This window comes from Paraliobacillus quinghaiensis (genome assembly GCF_003426025.1).
In the GTDB taxonomy this organism is placed as follows: domain Bacteria; phylum Bacillota; class Bacilli; order Bacillales; family Amphibacillaceae; genus Paraliobacillus_A; species Paraliobacillus_A quinghaiensis.
On record NZ_QJSH01000027.1, the window covers coordinates 1 to 14,735 of the forward strand.

General features: G+C 36.4%; 15 protein-coding genes and 1 pseudogene. 10 read left to right on the forward strand and 6 right to left on the reverse strand.

Annotation, left to right across the window (positions count from 1 at the left end):
* Both D2K40_RS13685 and D2K40_RS13690 read left to right on the forward strand, forming a co-directional pair.
* A pseudogene (locus D2K40_RS13685) lies at positions 1-395 on the forward strand (iron-containing alcohol dehydrogenase); the annotation flags it as partial.
* Positions 396-523: 128 nt separating this feature from the next.
* A complete protein-coding gene (locus tag D2K40_RS13690; RefSeq protein ID WP_117156902.1) occupies positions 524-1,321 on the forward strand; it encodes an SDR family NAD(P)-dependent oxidoreductase in 798 nt (265 codons plus the stop codon).
* A 56-nt stretch (positions 1,322-1,377) separates the two neighbouring features.
* Here the strand turns inward: D2K40_RS13690 and D2K40_RS13695 are convergent, their stop codons facing one another.
* On the reverse strand, positions 1,378-2,316 hold the full coding sequence (locus D2K40_RS13695) for a nucleoside hydrolase (protein ID WP_117156903.1): 939 nt from the start codon (positions 2,314-2,316) through the stop codon (positions 1,378-1,380).
* A gap of 409 nt (positions 2,317-2,725) precedes the next feature.
* A complete protein-coding gene (locus D2K40_RS13700) occupies positions 2,726-3,073 on the reverse strand; it encodes a DUF1360 domain-containing protein (RefSeq protein ID WP_117156904.1) in 348 nt (115 codons plus the stop codon).
* Positions 3,074-3,387: 314 nt separating this feature from the next.
* Here D2K40_RS13700 and D2K40_RS13705 point away from each other — a divergent pair, with 314 nt between their 5' ends.
* The 6 genes from D2K40_RS13705 to D2K40_RS13730 all read left to right on the forward strand — a co-directional run bounded on the left by D2K40_RS13705 (position 3,388) and on the right by D2K40_RS13730 (position 7,847).
* Entirely contained in the window at positions 3,388-3,993 is a 606-nt protein-coding gene (locus tag D2K40_RS13705; RefSeq protein ID WP_117156905.1) for a DNA-3-methyladenine glycosylase, read from the forward strand.
* Positions 3,994-4,090: 97 nt separating this feature from the next.
* Positions 4,091-4,240 (forward strand): YfhD family protein, encoded by a 150-nt coding sequence (locus D2K40_RS13710; RefSeq protein ID WP_117156906.1) that lies wholly within the window; start codon positions 4,091-4,093, stop codon positions 4,238-4,240.
* A gap of 276 nt (positions 4,241-4,516) precedes the next feature.
* The gene (ectA, locus tag D2K40_RS13715; RefSeq protein ID WP_268237332.1) at positions 4,517-4,993 is read left to right on the forward strand and encodes a diaminobutyrate acetyltransferase; all 477 of its coding nucleotides are present in this window, start codon (positions 4,517-4,519) and stop codon (positions 4,991-4,993) included.
* 82 nt (positions 4,994-5,075) lie between these two features.
* Positions 5,076-6,347: a diaminobutyrate--2-oxoglutarate transaminase gene (ectB, locus tag D2K40_RS13720; RefSeq protein WP_117156908.1), complete on the forward strand. Its 1,272-nt coding sequence runs from the start codon at positions 5,076-5,078 to the stop codon at positions 6,345-6,347.
* A 31-nt stretch (positions 6,348-6,378) separates the two neighbouring features.
* Positions 6,379-6,765: an ectoine synthase gene (locus D2K40_RS13725; RefSeq protein ID WP_117156909.1), complete on the forward strand. Its 387-nt coding sequence runs from the start codon at positions 6,379-6,381 to the stop codon at positions 6,763-6,765.
* Positions 6,766-7,409: 644 nt separating this feature from the next.
* Positions 7,410-7,847 carry a YueI family protein gene (locus D2K40_RS13730; RefSeq protein WP_117156910.1) on the forward strand — a complete coding sequence of 146 codons (438 nt, stop codon included), beginning with the start codon at positions 7,410-7,412 and terminating at the stop codon, positions 7,845-7,847.
* 119 nt (positions 7,848-7,966) lie between these two features.
* Here D2K40_RS13730 and D2K40_RS13735 read toward each other — a convergent pair whose 3' ends face one another.
* From D2K40_RS13735 to D2K40_RS13745, 3 genes are all read right to left on the reverse strand, one after another.
* On the reverse strand, positions 7,967-8,761 hold the full coding sequence (locus tag D2K40_RS13735) for an ABC transporter ATP-binding protein (RefSeq protein ID WP_117156911.1): 795 nt from the start codon (positions 8,759-8,761) through the stop codon (positions 7,967-7,969).
* 1 nt (position 8,762) lies between these two features.
* Positions 8,763-9,749, reverse strand: a complete 987-nt coding sequence (locus D2K40_RS13740) for an ABC transporter permease (protein WP_117156912.1) — start codon at positions 9,747-9,749, stop codon at positions 8,763-8,765.
* A 91-nt stretch (positions 9,750-9,840) separates the two neighbouring features.
* Positions 9,841-10,839 (reverse strand): ABC transporter substrate-binding protein, encoded by a 999-nt coding sequence (locus tag D2K40_RS13745; RefSeq protein ID WP_117156913.1) that lies wholly within the window; start codon positions 10,837-10,839, stop codon positions 9,841-9,843.
* A 237-nt stretch (positions 10,840-11,076) separates the two neighbouring features.
* On the opposite strand from D2K40_RS13745, the gene D2K40_RS13750 reads away from it, so the two are divergent.
* Positions 11,077-12,189, forward strand: a complete 1,113-nt coding sequence (locus D2K40_RS13750; RefSeq protein WP_117156914.1) for an NAD(P)/FAD-dependent oxidoreductase — start codon at positions 11,077-11,079, stop codon at positions 12,187-12,189.
* A gap of 50 nt (positions 12,190-12,239) precedes the next feature.
* Here D2K40_RS13750 and ilvD read toward each other — a convergent pair whose 3' ends face one another.
* Positions 12,240-13,931 carry a dihydroxy-acid dehydratase gene (ilvD, locus tag D2K40_RS13755; RefSeq protein ID WP_117156915.1) on the reverse strand — a complete coding sequence of 564 codons (1,692 nt, stop codon included), beginning with the start codon at positions 13,929-13,931 and terminating at the stop codon, positions 12,240-12,242.
* A 149-nt stretch (positions 13,932-14,080) separates the two neighbouring features.
* On the opposite strand from ilvD, the gene D2K40_RS13760 reads away from it, so the two are divergent.
* A complete protein-coding gene (locus tag D2K40_RS13760) occupies positions 14,081-14,623 on the forward strand; it encodes a M15 family metallopeptidase (RefSeq protein ID WP_117156916.1) in 543 nt (180 codons plus the stop codon).
* Positions 14,624-14,735 lie beyond the last annotated feature (112 nt).

Below are 14,735 nucleotides of genomic sequence, written 5' to 3' on the forward strand. Positions count from 1 at the left end.
CAGAGTTCCATATTGCTCACGGACGTGCCAATGCAATCTTGATGCCACACGTTATTCGTTATAACGCTAAAAAGCCAACAAAATTTGTTTCATTCCCTAAATATGAGTATTTTGTTGCTGACAAACGTTATGCAGAGATCGCTAGAGTATTAGGCTTACCTGCAAGCACAACTGCTGAAGGTGTAGAAAGCTTAGTGCAAGCAATTTATAAATTAGGAAAAGAATTAAACATTCCTATGAGCATTGCTGAAAACGGCGTAGACAAGAAAGAATTCGAAGCTAAGGTAGATTACTTGGCAGACCGTGCATTTGAAGATCAATGTACTCCTGCTAATCCTAAATTACCATTAGTAACTGAATTAGCAGATGTTTACCGTAATGCTTTTAAAGGCTAAAACTGTTTCACCCCTTAAAGTTAATATATAGAAAAGCGGCATGATCATGAGATCATGCCGCTTTTCATTTTTATAAAGATTAATTCCTCCCTAATCTGTGCTACCATATAAGAAAAGGAGTTTTTACCATGATTTTTTCAGGAGATGCTTTAAAACAAAAACATGCACTGATTACAGGTGCTAGTGGCGGAATTGGTTATGCAACTGCTCTTCTTCTTATACAAATGGGAGCAGATGTGACAATCACGGGAAGAAATCAAGCAAAATTAGAAGAACTAAAAAGAGAAATAATTTCAAAAAAAGCAGATGCAAATATTCATATTCATACAGCTAATTTAACGAGTGATGTAGAGCGTCAAAAATTAGTTGATACTGCCGAAGAAACCTTTGGTACTATATCACTTTTGATAAACTCAGCAGGAATTTTGGGAAATGGTAAAGTTGAGGAACTTTCACAAACACAAATTGAGCAAACAATGAACCTGAACTATACCGTTCCTATTCTTTTATCCCAACAGGTTTTCACTAAGATGAAGGAAAAACAAGAAGGAGCAATTATTAACGTCGCTTCTTTATCAGGATTACGCGGAACATTTGGTGGAACAGCATATTGTGGGTCAAAATTTGCGCTAATCGGATTCACGCAATCATTTGCACTTGAAGCAATTCAACACGGGATTCGCGTAAATGCTGTCTGTCCTGGATATGTAGATACAGCTATGGGACGTAAAAGCATTAATGATAAAGCCGATCGAGAAGGTCGTACGTTTGAAGAACAATATCAAATCGCAAGTGATGGTCTACCTTCTGGAAGGATAACCACCCCTGAAGAAGTAGCAAATACAATCGCCTTTCTACTTACAGACGCAGCTGAAAATATTGTTGGTGAGTCAGTTAAAATTTCAGGAGGAGCAGTAATGAGATAGCAAAAAGAGGAGGTGCAGCAGCTACATAATAGACTGTTGCACCTCCTGTATTCTCACTACTTCACTTGCTGCGCTAGTTCTGTAATATACTCAAAAAAGTCAGTTGCGGTAACATCGTAAACAACACTTACTTCTCGACCATTTTCTGATAAAGCTGTTCTTCCTTGACTTGGCACTTCTGTTATTACAGTACTTTTAACTAATTTAGTCTTTACCAGCTCTTCCTTTCCGATAAATGCAGTTGTTAAAACATCCCATAAATAATAGGTAGAATTTGTTTCAGCATAAACAAGTGGTGGCACCGCAGCATAGCATTGACCTAAGAAGTCCACACCTTCATATTTACGTAATGACGCCCATTTCTGTCGCACATCTAATGTTAAGGGTACTTGCTTTGTACTTTCCAAAGCTACCATTTCGATCTCTAAACCACTAGCCCATACACGTTGAACAGCAGTTGGATCCCAAAATGCATTCCATTCCGCAGTTCCATCATGCTCAGGTTCTTGAACATTACCAATATCTTCAAATGTTCCACCCATCCAAACTAACTTCTCAATTTTATCTTCTATTTCAGGTGATTCATCTAAAGCTCTTGCTAAATCTGTAAGCGGACCAGTAAATAATAACGTTGTTTTACCATCTGTTTTCAGTAATGTTTCGATCATGTGCTTATGTGCATATGATCCGCTGACTGGTGTTTTCATTTCTCCACTTTCATTTAAAATTGGTAACGCATCAACCGTAAATGTATGTAATCGCCAATCGTTTGGAAAAGGGTTCTCACCGCGCGAATTTGACCTGGCAACCTCAACTGAATAACTACAAAATCGATCAATAATTTTACGACTCGCATTTGTACCTGGCTCAAGATAGCCATCTGCTGGTATAACAGAAACACCAGTTAATTCGACATCTTCCATTTGTGTTAGTAAAAATAATGATACAAGATCATCTACCCCTGCATCATGATTAAAATAAACTTTTTTAGTCATCTTCATATCCCCTTTGCTTTTTTCTATTTGTAGAGCTTTTTTTAAATTTTTGTTATTGACAAACTATGTAACTCTAAACATTTTTTAAAATATTTCAGTTTAATTTGCACTACCTGAACCATTTCATTCAACTCTTCTTAAATACATTTTCTATAAATGTAATTTTCACTTTATTATAACATTACTAACCAGATTACCGTCGATATTCGCACAAAAAAAGTAGAGGTCACCCCTCCACTTAAAATTTAATTAGCTTCTTTTCCTAGCAAAAATTTGACGTCAGTAATATGAAATTATTTTCGTTTTATTATTTTTTTCCTACATCCGCATCCACCACTTCGTCTGGTCGTTTTTGCTTTAACAACTCTTCTTTGCGGCATCCTCTTACCTCCCTTTTAAACATAGACTTTTATATAAAATAATTTACAATTGTCTGCAGAACCCCTGCAACGGCTGCAACAGCAAATATGATGATAACATGTATAAATATTGCCGGATATAATATGAAGCCTGTATATAAAAATACACCAGACAATACCGAGACACACCAATGACAAGCTAGTCTTTCACCAATAAAATGTCTTAACCCTTTTCCTTTGCCGCGTACAATTACCTCAAGCGTGCCACCTCCTAAATCGTTTTCTTCTTCTACTAAGAAGTAGGAGCGGATCTTTTCGGTAATCTGATCAACTGCAATTAAACGCATCAATCGAAACGTTGCTAATGCTAATAAGATAAATTCAAATATGGAAAGCACTTTTTCACCTCATTCACCTTTTTTCTTTCTATCTATCATATGCAAAATAGAATACAAAGGTATGAGGTAACTGTCCTTAAAGTTGATGAATAAAATTTATGACATACTAAATTAAGTGGCATCAGAATGAAAAAATAGTTGCGAGGCAACGTAAAGAGTTGCTCCTGAATTAGCTGAAAGTGTTGCTAAAGAATTAGGTATCGCTGTACCAGAAGAAATAAAATAATAATAACCTCTATACAAGAAACTGCAAATTCGCAGTTTCTATTTTAGGGTATACTAAAATAGGTTAGAAATTAAGAGGAGTGCGATTAATGTTACAAACTTTATCAGAACTAAAATGTCTAGATTCTTCTATTTATCATCTTCCCACTCTAGATATAGCAAAGAAGTTACTTGGTTGTATTTTAATAAAAGAAACCACAGAAGGTACTGCTGCTGGAATAATTGTTGAAACCGAAGCTTATATCGGGCCTGAGGATCAGGCGTCACACAGCTTTCAAAATCGAAGAACAAAACGTACAGAAGCGATGTTCGGAAGACCTGGTACAACCTATATGTATACAATGCACACACATAACTTATTTAATGTAGTAACTGGGAAGATTGATCAGCCAGAAGCAGTCTTAATTCGTGCAGTAGAGCCTATTTATAATATCGATTTAATTAGAAAAAGGCGATCTAAAATAACAAAAGATACACATCTAACAAATGGCCCAGGCAAATTAACTAAAGCTTTAGGGATCGATATGGCGGATTATGGTCATGATCTTACACATTCTCCATTGTGGATTGCTTCTTACAATACACCTACCTCGGAAGTGGTATCTGGTCCACGTATTGGAATAGATAATGCTGGTGATGCAAAAGACTATCCATGGCGTTTTTGGTTAAAACACAATAAATATGTCTCTAAATAAGGTAACGAAAGTGAGATGTCAGAAAAACATGTATATTATTTGATCTTATCCTAAAGCTAATGGAGAAAAATTATAATAAGAAAGGACTGTATTTAAAATGAGTGACAACAAGGATAAAACTAAAGGTATCGCTAAAAACGAAGATGTGGAATTTTCACGCGAGCTAGCTGATCAAGATGATATGGAAGCAATAGAACGTATGGAAAAGGCAGATAAACGTGCCCAAAACAAAAACAATAACCAATAATCACTAATTACACATTCGGCCTTTTTCCTATTTTTAGAAAAAACGGTCGAATTGTAAGGATACTTAACAATACGCAAGCATTTTTAAATTTAAGTCGATCTCATACAGCTAATCGTCCTTCATCGTGATTAAAGCCATTTAATCACGATTTAATCTGTTTGCGATCCATTCAGATTGCCCGTATTATAAGATATGGAAGCAATACGGCTATATCCAGTTTAAAGAAAGGGGTTTGTTATCATTAACAGTCAAATCACAACTGCTCAAAATAACACCATTCGGTTTGAAAAACCCAGTGTTAAAGATGGAGCAGCAATGTGGGAATTAGTTAATCAATCAACTTTAGATCAAAATTCTGCTTATAAATACATTATGATGTGTGAGTATTTTGCAAATACATGTGTAGTTGCAAAAGAAGCTAATAATCTAGTAGGATTTATTACTGCTTTTATCCCCCCCGAAAAACCTGATGTAGTTTTTGTATGGCAAGTAGGTGTCGATTCATCACAAAGGGGAAAAGGAATCGCATCGAAACTATTAAATGAATTAATCAGACGTCTTTCTTCTGAAGGAGTTCGTTTTATAGAAGCGACTGTAACGCCATCGAACAAAGCATCACAGGCACTATTCCAAAGCCTAGCTCGCAAACATAATACACAATGTGAAATTAGCGAGTTTTTCACAAAAGACTTATTCCCTGATGATGACCACGAGGAAGAGTTGAACTTCCGTGTTGGTCCAATTAAATTGTAAATAAAAGATCGTATAAAGATACCGAATGAAGTATAGAGACTATGCTATAGTTTCATGCGCGAAAAAATAAGGAGGAAAATTTGTGAATAAAGATCTAAAAATATTTGAAAATTCAGAATCCGAGGTTCGTAGTTATGTAAGAAGTTTCCCAACTGTTTTCACCAAAACAAAAGGGTACAAGATGTGGAACAAAGAAGGAAAAGAATATATCGATTTCTTCTCTGGTGCTGGTGCACTTAACTATGGTCATAATGATGATCACATGAAAGAAAAATTAATTGAATATATCACTAACGATGGTATTACCCATTCATTGGACATGGCTTCAGTTGCCAAAGCAACTTTTTTAGAAAAATTTCAAGATGTTATTTTAAAACCGCGTGATCTAGATTATAAAATGATGTTTCCTGGTCCTACTGGTACAAATACAGTAGAAAGTGCATTAAAATTAGCACGTAAGGTAACAGGAAGAACTGACATTATCAGTTTCACTAATGGTTTCCATGGTATGACAATTGGTTCTTTATCTGTTACAGGTAACTCCATGAAACGTAAAGGTGCTGGTATCCCACTACAAAACGTTGTTACCATGCCTTATGATAACTATGTAAATGATCAAGACTCACTTGATTATTTAGAACGCTTTTTAGAAGACAGTGGTAGTGGTGTTGCAATTCCTGCTGCTATGATTTTAGAAACTGTTCAAGGCGAAGGCGGAATTAACGCTGCAAGTTTCGAATGGTTAAAGAAAATTGAAGCAGTTTGTAAACGTTGGGGCATCTTGCTTATTGTGGATGACGTCCAAGCGGGAATAGGTCGTACTGGTACATTCTTTAGCTTTGAACCAGCTGGCATCAAACCAGACATTATCTGTTTATCAAAATCACTAAGTGGTTATGGTACGCCATTTGCAATGACATTAGTGCGTCCAGATATCGATAAATTTGCACCTGGTGAGCATAACGGTACTTTCCGTGGTAATAACCATGCATTTGTTACGGCAGCTGCTGCACTTGACTACTGGAAAGATGACACATTAGAAAATAATATAAAAATTAAATCACAAAAAATTATAGACTTCTTAGAAAAAATGGTTGAAAAATACCCTGAAATTAAAGGTGAAGTGCGAGGACGTGGCTTTATGGTTGGAGTAGCTTCAGAAGTTGATGGACTATCCAATAAAATTGCTGCAAAAGCATTTGAACTTGGTCTTATTATGGAAACATCAGGACCAAATGATGAAGTATTTAAATTATTCCCTGCTTTAAACATCGATGATGAGGGATTGAATAAAGGGTTAGACATTCTTGAAGAAAGTATTAAATCTGTCGTAAAAAAACCCGTAACAAACTAAAAAAGAATATTAACACAGGAGGAGTAACTTTATGAAAGTAGTATCACTAGAAGATGTATTAGGCACAAAGCATGAAGTAGACGGAGGAAACTGGATTAGCCGTCGCTTAATCAATAAAAATGATGGAATGGGTTACTCTGTCAATGATACAATTATTAAAGCAGGTACAGAAACACATATTTGGTATCAAAACCATTTAGAATCTGTTTACTGTATTGAAGGTGAAGGTGAAGTAGTCACGCTAAGCGATAACAAAGTGTGGCCAATTAAAAAGGATCAACTCTATGCATTAGATAAAAATGATGAGCACTTATTACGTGCAAGAACAGATATGCGCATGGTTTGTGTTTTCAATCCTGCCCTATCAGGTAATGAAGTACACGATGAAAATGGTGTATACCCAGTAGATGAAGATTAAGTTTAAGACCTCCCAAATCGGGAGGTTTTTTTTGTTTGGCTTTTTCTAAAAAATTGTTGCTTATGACACATTTTCTATAAACTGCGCATTAAACACTTACCCGCTCCATCAGCAGGTGATTTTGGTGGGGCAATAATCGCAGTTCCCAAATGTGGATTCCCTTTCCGTGGGCTCAGTCTCACCCATTTGCTTCCTACGCTAGTTAGAGGAACTAATTAAAATATGAGATACTAACACTCAACAAGTTAGATTGTAATGCACTTTCAAATTTTTAGACTATCTAGCGGATCAAATGAAATTGATGACACTCCTCGGAAATATAGATCGATTTCCTTCGTGCGATGTGGGTTCATTGAAGCGTTCCTTGTCCTGCAGGAACAGCGCGAGCTGAAGATCCACTCGGAGGTGGTTTTTGCCTCCGAGTTAGCTGAAGCCGTGCCTGCGGAAAGGGAATCAATTTCATTTGAGAAGCGGTAACTCACGTTACTAATTAATTTAGATTTTATATCATGTCCGAATATCTAAAAACAACATTATTTACTAAAAGAGCCTTTTGTTTAGCAAAATTAATTGTATAGGATTACATGGAAACAAAAATCATATATAATAAATATGGTTATTTTTTTCTAGGAGGTGGCAAGGAAATGGCTAAGAAAAATATAGATGATTATTTGCAGGAAGGGATGTATGGTGCTAAAGAAATTAATCCTGCTGAACGCAAAGTATTTTTAGGTACACTTCGAGAAAGAGTCGTTTTTGTTCTCACTAAAGGGCAGGTAATGAAAGCAAAAGGTTTAAAAGAATTAGAGCAAAAAATCATAGCACATCCCGATGCAACTATTTTATTAAATGGCAATATTACTTTCCGTTACTTTAAACCCTATCGTCAATTAGCAACAAAACACAACGTACTCTATACAACAGTTAATAACAGAGATGCTGAATCAAATTATGGACTAGTATTAACCTATGGTCATGCTGTTGATCATGAAGATATATTTTTAGAAGAAAAAAAAGCACCAAAAGTAGAGCAGAAGAAAAAGAATTCTTTTTGGAAAAAGCTTTTTGGGATTAATGAGTAGCCAAGTAGCCAGCTTTCTATATAAGCAAGCCGGCTACTTTTTTTGTAGATTAAATGAGCTATGTTTTCTACTTTTACAGATAAAAAAAGTGCACTAGCAGCAACTAGTACACTTAGTCGTTATCCTAAAATAGCACGGTCATTATCCATCTGGATTCCACGAATCCTCTGGAACTCATGTAATAATTTTTCAATTGTCAGAGCTTGTTTTTCTTTTCCAGATACATCAAATATGACCTGACCCTTATCCATCATAATCAATCGATTTCCAAGGTCTAGTGCTTGTTGCATATTATGTGTAACCATTAATGTTGTTAAATGAAACTTCTCTACAACATCGCGTGTTAAATTTGTTATTAACTCAGCACGTGATGGATCAAGCGCTGCTGTATGTTCATCTAAAAGCAAGATATTTGGCTCAGTGAAAGTAGCCATCAGTAAGGATAATGCCTGCCTCTCTCCTCCGGACAATAATCCTACTTTCGCATTTAATCGATCTTCTAAACCTATATTTAATGTTGATAAATATTCTCTAAATAGTTCTCGACGTTTTTTATTTACTCCAGGTTTTAATTTACGCTTTTTGTTTCGAGCGTAAGCCATAGCCAGATTCTCTTCGATCGTCATAGCAGGTGCTGTTCCTGCCATTGGATCTTGGAAAACACGTCCAATATACTGTGATCTTTTGAATTCTGGGTACATTGTCACATTCTTTTGACCAATAGCTACATCGCCGACATCCGGCGTTAAACTGCCTGATATTACATTCATTAACGTTGATTTCCCAGCACCATTACTACCAATGACTGTAACAAAATCACCTTTTTTAAGTGTTAAATTAATTCCTTGAAGAGCCTTTTTTTCATCTGGAGTGGCCTCATTAAACGTTAATGAAATATCTTTTACATTTAACATACTATGCCTCTCCTTTTAAACGTTCTTGTAATTTGTTTCTTTTTCTTCTTTTTCGTCTAGCTTCTTTTTGGCCGTCAATTACCTTCGGAACCACTAATGCAATAATTACAAGCAGGGATGTAATTAACTTCATATCACTTGACTCTAAAAAATCAACTCGTAATGCCCATGTTACTACAATTCGATATACAATAGCTCCACCTATTACAGCTAATGTTGTTCGCATGATTGTTTTTGTTCCAAACAATGCTTCACCAATTATAACGGAAGCCAAACCGATAACAATCATGCCTATTCCCATACCTGCATCAGCAAACCCACCATATTGTGCTATTAAAGCACCTGATAGAGCAACCAAAGCATTCGATATACCTAATCCTACAATTTTTAAGTTATCTGTATTTGCAGAAAAACTTCGAATCATTTTTTCGTTGTCACCAGTTGCACGTAATGCGAGGCCAATTTCAGTCTTTAGATAATAATCTGTAATAAATTTAATAAGTACAGTAACCACAATCATAACTAGTAGTGTTGACCATGTCCCTGGTGTACGATCTACTCCTAGCGATAAAAGCATCGCATTCAAGCTTTGATCGATATTTGTCCCTTCCCAAATCTCTTGTAATTGTGTAAAAATAGTTGGTTCATTTAATAATGGTATATTAGATCGCCCCATAATTCGCAAATTAATAGAATATAATGCGATCATCATCAAGATCCCCGATAAAAGTGGATTTATTTTACCCTTTGTGTTTAATATTCCTGTGATACTGCCTGCAACGAATCCTGCAACTACCGCTAATAACGTTGCAATAATTGTTGGCACGTCATGCATGATAGCAATTGCAGCAACTGCAGCTCCTGTTACAAAACTGCCATCTACTGTCAAATCCGGAAAATCTAATACGCGAAAAGATAAATAAACACCTAATGCCATAATCGCATAAATAACACCTGATTCAACCGCTCCAAACATTGATATAAACATATTAAAACGCCCCTTATATTAACTAAAAAGAAAACCGACTATTAAACCAAAAATAAGAGTCGGTTTACCTTCTATATACATCTAACTTTCTTTATTCTTCTGCAGTTTCCTTGAACTCAGCTTCATCATCCCATGTGTCATTCCATTCAACACCTTGATCTTCTGCAGCACCTTTATTAATAAACAGTTGCATACTTGGCGGGTATTCTGGTGGAATATCTGCAGCTGTCTTTTCACCAGTTAAAATCTCTACTGCCATTTCTCCTGTTCGATAACCAATTGTATGATAATCTATACCATATGTTGCAAAGCCACCACGCGTTAATGAATCAGGTTCTCCAACAATTAATGGAATATCTTGTTCATTTGCAACACCTACAACCGCTTCTAATGCTGTTACAACAGTATTATCCGTTACAATATAAAAAACATCTGCATCTCCAACTAGTGATGTAGCTGATTGCTGTACTTCAGCTGATGTAGATACCGTTCGTTCTACTAAGTTAAGGCTGGTACCATCAATTGCTTCTTTAACCAGATCAATTTGTGATACGGAATTTTGTTCACCCGCGTTATAAATCACTCCAACCGTTGCTCCTTCAAAATAGGTTTCAATGAAAGATACGGTGTTACTAATAGCATCTGGATGTAAATCCATAACCCCAGTTATATTGTCACCTGGTTGATCCATTGATTCAACTAAACCAGCTTCAACTCCGTCTGTAACAGAGGTGAATAATATTGGTATATCTTTTGTCGCTTGATAAGCTGCCTGAGCGCTCGGTGTTGCATTAGCAAAAATTAAGTCTACATTATCTGCAACGAAACCTTGTGCGATTGGACCGGTATTATTCTGATCTCCTTGTGCGCTTTGCAAATCATAGTCGACGTTTAAACCTGCATCCTCAATTGCAGCTTGAAATCCCTCGTAGGCTGCATCCAAAGATGGGTGCTCAACAAATTGTGATGCACCAATAGTATACGTCTCTTCCCCTTCAGTATCTGAGCTTGAATCTTCATTAGCACCACATGCTACCAATACCAATATACTTATAATTGCAATTAAACTCATCCAAAAACTTTTATTCATACATATCCACCCCTATCAGTATTTTCTATCTGTTTTAAATTTTCTGAATTATCATGCAGATTATTATATCACATTATTATAGGTTAAGGTACATGTTTATTCAGATATTTTAATTGAATTAACAAACATTATTTTCCTTTGGTTTATCCCAATTGTTTGTTCTAACTTGCTATTTTCTATTTTTTTTTGCACACTAAAGATTATCATGTTAATAAACATAAAAAGGAGTATTAAACAGTGTCAGACTATATTGTAATTGGAGCTGGAATTTTAGGGGCATCAACCGCCTATCATTTAGCAAAATATGGAGAAAGTGTAACTATTATCGATAAAAAACATGCTGGACAAGCAACTGAAGCAGCTGCTGGAATTGTTTGCCCCTGGTTATCCCAACGTAGAAATAAAGCATGGTATTCGCTAGCCAAAGCTGGTGCGAGCTACTATCCTACGCTAATAAATAAACTAAAAGATGATGGCGAAACAGAAACTGGTTATAAAAAAGTTGGGGCTATTAGCATTCGTCAAGAAGAAAAAAAGTTAGATGCTATGTTTGAACGTGCTCAAGATCGCCGCATTAGCGCACCTGAAATTGGTGAGATTACCAAACTATCACCAACAGAAACTAAAAGTTTATTTCCACCTCTTGCAGACGGATTCGGTTCAGTCCATATTAGCGGTGCAGCACGTGTTAATGGACAAAAATTACGCGACGCTCTCTTAAATGCAGCTAAAAAACATGGTGCTGAAGTTATTACAGGGGAAGCAGAGTTAAAAAGAGACAATGAAAAGGTCTCTGTTTATGTTAACGAAAAAGTCTTTTATCCCGATAAAATTATTATTACTGCTAGCGTTTGGGCTAATGCGTTACTCAAACCACTTGATATTGAATTTTTAGTAGAAGCACAAAAAGCACAAATTATGCATTTAGAGTTACCTGAAAACGAAACTAATAATTGGCCAGTGGTTATGCCACCAAGTGACCACTATTTAGTTGCTTATGATGATCAAAGAGTTATTGCGGGGGCTACGCATGAGAATAACCTTGGTTTTGATTATCGTGTCACACCAATTGGCATGCAAGAAATTATCGAAAAGGCACTAGATATTGCACCAGGCTTAGCACAAAGTACTGTTATGGAAACACGTGTTGGCTTTAGACCAAGCACACCTGGTTATCTTCCTGTAATTGGAGCATTACCAGGTTATGATCATATTTATGTTGCAAATGGTCTCGGTTCTTCCGGCTTAACAACCGGACCGTATCTTGGACAACAATTAGCACATTTAGCCTTAGGTGAAGAAACTACCGTCAATGTAGCTGATTATCCTATTAGTGGCGCAATTAAATAAGTTTTAAAAACCCTCAAGACAAATTTCTGTCTTGAGGGTTAATTTTATTGTTAATCTTGGAAATCATCAGTAACAGCGCCTTTGGAAGAACAGGATACAGTGTGTGCATATTTTCCAAGTATCCCTTTCTTATAAAGTGGTGGTGCTGTCCATGATTGTTTTCGTTTCTCAATCTCTTCATCTGAGACATACATTGTAATCTCTTGTAAATCAGAGTCAATCATAACTTGATCTCCTTCTTGTAGATAAGCAATTGGACCACCAACTTGCGCTTCTGGGGCAATATGACCTACAACTAAACCATGTGTACCGCCAGAAAAACGGCCATCAGTTAGTAATGCAACCTTTTCTCCCATGCCTTTCCCAACTAAAATAGCAGAAATAGATAGCATTTCTGGCATACCAGGTCCGCCTTTTGGTCCAACATTACGGATTACCAGTACATCACCTTCATTAATCTGATTGTCCATGACTGCCTTTGTTGCTTCCGCTTCATTTTCAAATACACGGGCAGGTCCTGTATGTCGTTTAACTTTTACACCAGATACTTTAGCAACCGCACCTCTAGGCGCAAGATTTCCTTTTAAAATAACTAGAGGACCTGTTTTACGATATGGTTTATCAAGAGGTAATATAATTTCTTGTCCCTCTTTTAAATCATTTGCATCGGCAAGGTTTTCAGCTAGTGTTTTACCAGTTACTGTTAAGCAATCCCCATGTAAATACCCATTTTCATAAAGCAACTTCATTACAGCTTGCACACCACCAACATTATAGAGATCTTCCATTACATATTTGCCACTTGGCTTTAAGTCAGCAAGGTGTGGTACTTTTCTCTGAATACGATCAAAGTCATCAATTGACAGATCCACTTCTGCAGCGTGCGCCATGGCTAGTAAATGTAAAACAGCATTGGTAGAACCACCAAGTGCCATAACAACCGTAACCGCATTCTCAAAAGCTTCTTTCGTCATAATATCTTTTGGATAAATCCCTTGTTCTAGTAGCTTGTAAACCGCTTCCCCAGCCTTTTGCGTATCTTCATGCTTGTCTTTTGATTCAGCAGGGTGTGATGAACTACCCGGTAAACTCATCCCTAGTGCTTCTACAGCTGAAGCCATTGTATTTGCTGTATACATACCACCACAGGAACCTGCGCCTGGACATGCATTACATTCAATACCATGCAGCTCTTTATCTGAAATGTCTCCATTATTATGCTTTCCAACACCCTCAAAAACCGAAACAATATCTAGTTTTTCACCATTACGATAACCAGGTGCTATCGTTCCACCATAAACAAATACAGCCGGTACATCTGTACGCGCAATTGAAATCATACATCCCGGAATATTTTTATCACAGCCACCAATTGCAACGTATGCATCTAAGTTCTCTGCCCCAACAACCGTTTCAATTGAATCTGCAATAACATCTCGACTTGGTAGAGAGTAGCGCATGCCAGCCGTACCCATTGAAATTCCATCAGATACAGTGATGGTATTAAAAATAAGAGGTACTCCCCCTGCATCCTGTGCACCTTTTTTCGCTTTTAAAGCCAGATCGTGTAAATGGATATTACATGGTGTTACTTCACTCCATGTACTTGCAATACCGATCATCGGTTTTTTAAAGTCTTCATCAGTTATCCCTACAGCGCGTAGCATCGCTCTATTTGGCGCCCGTTTTGGATCATCAAACACATTACTTTTAATTCGTAAATCTTTTGGATCTTTAGACATTGCTCACCCTCCAATTCTCTTTCTATATACTATAAATGCTTTTAACTAATTTTTCAATATTTTTGTTATTTTCAGAAAATATTTGTATTTATAAGTGTATGCGTTTTCTTGTGCTATACTAAAATATATCATTAGTTTTGGAGGATACAATGACTAAACGATTTTTAAAACTTTTTGGAATACTTATTATATTATTCATTATAGGTATAATCATTTATAAGTACAGTGAATATCAGAAAGAGTTATCGAGACAGCCCCTACCTACTACACTTCACCCACTTGTTGCTAAGAAAAAGGATATTTTAATTGATCAGGCTTCTGAGAAAGGCATTACGATTTTAATAACTGATGGATTTCGAACCGTTGAAGAGCAGGATGCTTTATATGCTCGAGGAAGGAACAATGATGCAGCTATTGTCACCAATGCAAAAGGTGGGGAGTCCTATCATAATTATGGATTAGCAATTGATTTTGCAATTAAATTAGACAATGGATCTGTTATTTGGGACTTAGAATATGATGGTAATGAAAATGGGCAATCTGATTGGCTGGAAGTAGTAGCAATAGCCAAAGAACTTGGTTTTTCCTGGGGTGGCGATTGGGATCACTTCACTGATAATCCCCATTTACAAATGGATTTTGGTTTAAGTATACGGGATTTGCAAAAGGGGCACAGACCTGATACAGAATAAGGTGGAGAGATTTACATCATTAAACAAATTGATACATTAATACATCATCAACGTAAGTTTGTCACTTAATTTGATATGTTTTAGTCTTGTGCCTTCTTCTTTAAGACTAATA

Bases quoted from the DNA above. Each gene is read 5' to 3' on its own strand.
- D2K40_RS13690 (WP_117156902.1), top strand. From the start codon at position 524: ATGATTTTTTCAGGAGATGCTTTAAAACAAAAACATGCACTGATTACA.
- D2K40_RS13695 (WP_117156903.1), bottom strand. From the start codon at position 2,316: ATGACTAAAAAAGTTTATTTTAATCATGATGCAGGGGTAGATGATCTT.
- D2K40_RS13705 (WP_117156905.1), top strand. From the start codon at position 3,388: ATGTTACAAACTTTATCAGAACTAAAATGTCTAGATTCTTCTATTTAT.
- D2K40_RS13710 (WP_117156906.1), top strand. From the start codon at position 4,091: ATGAGTGACAACAAGGATAAAACTAAAGGTATCGCTAAAAACGAAGAT.
- D2K40_RS13725 (WP_117156909.1), top strand. From the start codon at position 6,379: ATGAAAGTAGTATCACTAGAAGATGTATTAGGCACAAAGCATGAAGTA.
- D2K40_RS13730 (WP_117156910.1), top strand. From the start codon at position 7,410: ATGGCTAAGAAAAATATAGATGATTATTTGCAGGAAGGGATGTATGGT.
- D2K40_RS13735 (WP_117156911.1), bottom strand. From the start codon at position 8,761: ATGTTAAATGTAAAAGATATTTCATTAACGTTTAATGAGGCCACTCCA.
- D2K40_RS13740 (WP_117156912.1), bottom strand. From the start codon at position 9,749: ATGTTTATATCAATGTTTGGAGCGGTTGAATCAGGTGTTATTTATGCG.
- D2K40_RS13745 (WP_117156913.1), bottom strand. From the start codon at position 10,839: ATGAATAAAAGTTTTTGGATGAGTTTAATTGCAATTATAAGTATATTG.
- ilvD (WP_117156915.1), bottom strand. From the start codon at position 13,931: ATGTCTAAAGATCCAAAAGATTTACGAATTAAAAGTAATGTGTTTGAT.
- D2K40_RS13760 (WP_117156916.1), top strand. From the start codon at position 14,081: ATGACTAAACGATTTTTAAAACTTTTTGGAATACTTATTATATTATTC.